Origin of the sequence: Apibacter muscae (assembly GCF_007845635.1) — a bacterium.
Lineage (GTDB): Bacteria > Bacteroidota > Bacteroidia > Flavobacteriales > Weeksellaceae > Apibacter > Apibacter muscae.
In genome coordinates, this window is record NZ_SELG01000036.1 from 1 (window position 1) to 3,798 (window position 3,798).

General features: G+C 30.1%; 6 protein-coding genes and 1 pseudogene. 6 read left to right on the forward strand and 1 reads right to left on the reverse strand.

Going from position 1 to position 3,798, the window contains the following annotated elements; all coding sequences use genetic code 11:
* From ETU08_RS08175 to ETU08_RS08195, 5 genes and pseudogenes are all read left to right on the forward strand, one after another.
* Positions 1–747: pseudogene (locus ETU08_RS08175) on the forward strand (hypothetical protein); the annotation flags it as partial.
* A gap of 27 nt (positions 748–774) precedes the next feature.
* The gene (locus tag ETU08_RS08180; RefSeq protein WP_146262544.1) at positions 775–1,614 is read left to right on the forward strand and encodes a hypothetical protein; all 840 of its coding nucleotides are present in this window, start codon (positions 775–777) and stop codon (positions 1,612–1,614) included.
* A 3-nt stretch (positions 1,615–1,617) separates the two neighbouring features.
* Positions 1,618–2,253, forward strand: coding sequence for a hypothetical protein (locus ETU08_RS08185; protein WP_146262545.1), 636 nt, complete (start codon positions 1,618–1,620; stop codon positions 2,251–2,253).
* Positions 2,254–2,371: 118 nt separating this feature from the next.
* On the forward strand, positions 2,372–2,632 hold the full coding sequence (locus tag ETU08_RS08190) for a hypothetical protein (protein WP_146262546.1): 261 nt from the start codon (positions 2,372–2,374) through the stop codon (positions 2,630–2,632).
* The gene (locus ETU08_RS08195; RefSeq protein WP_146262547.1) at positions 2,629–2,979 is read left to right on the forward strand and encodes a DUF4280 domain-containing protein; all 351 of its coding nucleotides are present in this window, start codon (positions 2,629–2,631) and stop codon (positions 2,977–2,979) included. Before ETU08_RS08190 ends, ETU08_RS08195 begins: the two co-directional genes overlap by 4 nt.
* 9 nt (positions 2,980–2,988) lie before the next feature.
* On the opposite strand, the gene ETU08_RS08200 is transcribed toward ETU08_RS08195, so the two are convergent.
* Positions 2,989–3,252 (reverse strand): hypothetical protein, encoded by a 264-nt coding sequence (locus tag ETU08_RS08200; RefSeq protein ID WP_146262548.1) that lies wholly within the window; start codon positions 3,250–3,252, stop codon positions 2,989–2,991.
* A gap of 138 nt (positions 3,253–3,390) precedes the next feature.
* Between ETU08_RS08200 and ETU08_RS08205 the strand changes: the two genes are divergently transcribed.
* Positions 3,391–3,771: a helix-turn-helix domain-containing protein gene (locus ETU08_RS08205; protein ID WP_146262549.1), complete on the forward strand. Its 381-nt coding sequence runs from the start codon at positions 3,391–3,393 to the stop codon at positions 3,769–3,771.
* Positions 3,772–3,798 lie beyond the last annotated feature (27 nt).

The following is a 3,798-nucleotide window of genomic DNA, read 5'->3' on the forward strand; positions in this document are numbered from 1 at the left end:
AAGGCTAAGAATATGGAGATTGACATCCAAGAAAACTTAACTACCAAAGTAGGAAACAATATAAGCACTACTGCAGGGAAAGAAATAAGTCAATATAGTGGAAAGAAAACTCTACTGCATAGTAGTCAGAGTATGGAGGTGGAAGCGATGAACTACCTAGATCTCTACGGAAAGCAGAAGTTAATTACTTACACCAAAGGAAATGCAGAAATGGGAGCTATGGGACAGATGCACGTACATGGAACGACGGCCTTGTATTCAGCAAAGAGTACTTTGGATTATAAGGCTCCGAATATGGGAAGAATGGCACAGCCTGAAAACTTCTTGTATGGAAAGGAGAAAGCCATATTGGATATTTATGTAATGGATAAAAATATGGAAAAGCGTTTAGAAGAAGTGCCTTATGGAGAAGAATCTCATGTTTTTGTACAGACTCGAAACTATGAAGAGGGAGAAATTGTAACAGTTATAGGGAAACCTTTTGATGAAGAAACAGAAGAAAAGTGTATTCTTAAAGGAGTGGTAGACAAAGAGGGAATTGCTAAAATGGAAAAAACATTTTATTTCAAAAAAAATTTAATTAAACAAGAGGGAAATTCTGTTATTGAAGGTAATGAGATAGAAGAGGATGCCATATACAAAACCTACAAAGGAAAAGACTATACCTACCAGCAGTGGCAGGATTTTGAACAAAAGCAGTGGGAATACTACCAAAGTAAACAAAAAAGAAATCGATTTTGGGATTAATTATATTAACTTTAAAAACTAAACCTTATGCCAGGAGGAGACGAAGATAAATGTATTGAAATAGGAATTAATTGCCCACCACCTCAAAAACAAGATGGTGGACTAAAGGGTACTAGTGATGGAAATCAAAAAAGACAAGATATAATAAATAGAAGACATGGTCAATATTCTTGGGAAGTAGATGGACATACAAATAAAGAATCTAAAATAATTATTAAAGTAGTGGATGAACCTATACAGGCATGGGTAGCAGAGAATCCTGATACTAAAGTTAATGCCTTGGTAGTAGGGTATAAAAAAGGGAAGAAAGATTATTTTGATGTTAATAGTTATGGTATGGTAGAACTTCCTGCAGATAATCCTAATGCATTAAATGGACAGTATACTTTTGATAAAAAAGTAATTTATGAATTTTACCAACGAAATGATGTCCCTAATAGAGTTAAGGATCAATGGGGGAAAGCTGAATATATTGCAAATATGATTAATTCTATACTAGAGTATAATAAAACATATTCAGATATTATATCTATAGGAGATATGAGGTCTCCTTCTGATGGTCCAACATATGCATCATCTAGTAAAACACATCATGCTAATTCAGGTGCCTTTGATATAAGATTTTTAGGTAAGAATGGAACAATAAAAGGAGGCGGAACTCCTAGTCAAGTTAATTTAGAAAAAACTCAATTTTTTATGGACTGTTTAGGTAAACATAGTTTTACTAGAATAATATTGAGCCATAAACTAAAAAATAAAGGATTTAAAGTATCAGGAACATTGGGGATTTTATGGGATCCTAGTACTGTTCATGATAATCATTACCATGTTGATATGGGGACTAAATTTTCTTTAAAACCAGAATAACCTATGAAAAATTATTATTTCCTTTTATTATTATTTTACTTATTTTCTTGTAAAATAAATGAAGAAAAAACAAAAATATGTCCTCCCAAAACAGAAGATATTCAATATTTACAGTATGGGAGTACAGATTTTACTTCTAATATGTTAAATAGCACATATCTTTTTAATAACAGTTTTAAAAATAGTTATAAAGTATCTAGTTCTACCAATCTATATAAAAAACTAAAAGAAAATCTTAATTTCGATGATTTATATTATTATTCTTATATAGATACAAAAGATAGCTTTGAAACATTAGTTTTATTTTATTATTCTGATTATGTAAAATCATTCTTATTAGTAACTATTAAAAATAATAAAATTATCGATATTTTAGACATCTCATCTAGTACAGGACATGTGGAAGATAATGGGTTTGAAAATTATGATAAAGAATCTGATTATAATTACACTACAAAAGATTTTTTTTCAAGTTTTAATGATAGATATTTAGCTATTTCATGCCCAATAGATACAACTACTTATTACAAAAAAGGAAGAACTCGGATATGGATAGATGAAAAAGGAAAGATACATGAGGATACCTTAGAAGTTAAACGAAATTTTATAACCACAGAAAAAAATTTAGATTGTGAATAATATAAATAGAATACTCTTTTTGATGCTCTTTTTTAATTATACTTTTATTTTTGGGCAATTTTCTAATAATCGTGTCTGTAAGGGAATAAAGGAAGAGGATATTATATCAATCAAATTTATGGATGAAAATTATGAAAATGAGCTAGAGAGCCTTGTATTTGGGAAAAAAATTAATATTGTGGTTCAAACTTGTAATTATAAGAAAGGAGAAGAAGTTACAATTATAGTAAATTATTCATATGATATAGAAGGAGAAGAAATAAAAACAGGAATAGAACATAAATTTATAGGAATTGTAGGTAAAAAGGGCATTGCAAAAATAGAAAATATTATATTAAAAAAAATTAGTGATGAAGAATTTATAATTGAAAAGAAATGACATTCCCCATAAACCAAGACACCCAATTAGAATGTTCAGAGGGAACAGAACCAACCCCAATACAAGTAACCAGCCAAAACTTTGTAAGCCTGGCAGGAAAATTACAAGCCACCGAACAAGACAAAGAAGCTAACACCAACATTATCCCCTTTGGACTATGCAAACTAAAACCCATCCCAGGAGGCTACTTACCCTGCCAACCCGCCTTAATTAAATGGCAAAATACCTCTGTTTTTACCATAGACGGAAAACAAGAACTAACCACCGATTCCTTTTGTATCTGTTCCACAGGAGGAAAAATAACTCCGCAAACAAATGCAAACAGTAGCTTTGAAAACATAAAATAATTAACCAACCTAATACCCAGAATTATAAACCTTATCCAAAAACTCCAATTCCGAATCAGGAATAAGTTTTTCAATAAGAGTTAAAAGATTATAAATATCCCAATCCCTATGCAAATGAATATTACTTTCCTTAGCTAAAATAGCACTTTGACTAACCCTCACAATAGATTTTAAAATAAAACCTAACTCCTTATAACTTTCCATATCCATCTTAGATAAAGAGGTCAAGTAATCCCCTGAACTTTCCAGTAAACCTTCTTTTTTTCTTTCCATTCCCATTTTTTTACCACAAAGAGAAACTAAAAAAGAAACCTATACCATAGAATAAGCCCTTATTAAATAGAAAAATTCCCATAAAATATCACTTTCTTTTTATTAGTATTTTCATACTTTTGCTAAAACCCTTTGTTTATGAATACAGATACAGCCTCTAAAAAAATACATCAAGGAAGAAACATAAAAAGACTAAGAGAAATGTTAGGAATCAAACAAGAATCCCTAGCCTTTGATTTAGGAGTTACCCAGTCTACCGTATCCGATTACGAACAAAAAGAACAACTAGAAGACAAAATATTAGAAAAAGTCTCTCAGGCTCTAAAAGTACCTGTAGAAGCTATTAAAAATATGAATGAAGAAACTACAAATAATTATATAAATACCTTTTATGAAAATAAAGGAGATGGTTTTTTCTCGAATAACTGTACATTTAATCCCCTTGACAAAGTAGTAGAACTATATGAAAGAATGATAAAAGATAGAGATGAATTAATAGAAAAACTATCTAAGAAGTAAATAAAATTTTTAGTCTTAAAAAAGCCC

Excerpts from the sequence above, each read along its gene's own strand:
- ETU08_RS08180 (WP_146262544.1), top strand. The coding sequence starts at position 775 with ATGCCAGGAGGAGACGAAGATAAATGTATTGAAATAGGAATTAATTGC.
- ETU08_RS08185 (WP_146262545.1), top strand. The coding sequence starts at position 1,618 with ATGAAAAATTATTATTTCCTTTTATTATTATTTTACTTATTTTCTTGT.
- ETU08_RS08190 (WP_146262546.1), top strand. The coding sequence starts at position 2,372 with ATGGATGAAAATTATGAAAATGAGCTAGAGAGCCTTGTATTTGGGAAA.
- ETU08_RS08195 (WP_146262547.1), top strand. The coding sequence starts at position 2,629 with ATGACATTCCCCATAAACCAAGACACCCAATTAGAATGTTCAGAGGGA.
- ETU08_RS08200 (WP_146262548.1), bottom strand. The coding sequence starts at position 3,252 with ATGGAAAGAAAAAAAGAAGGTTTACTGGAAAGTTCAGGGGATTACTTG.
- ETU08_RS08205 (WP_146262549.1), top strand. The coding sequence starts at position 3,391 with ATGAATACAGATACAGCCTCTAAAAAAATACATCAAGGAAGAAACATA.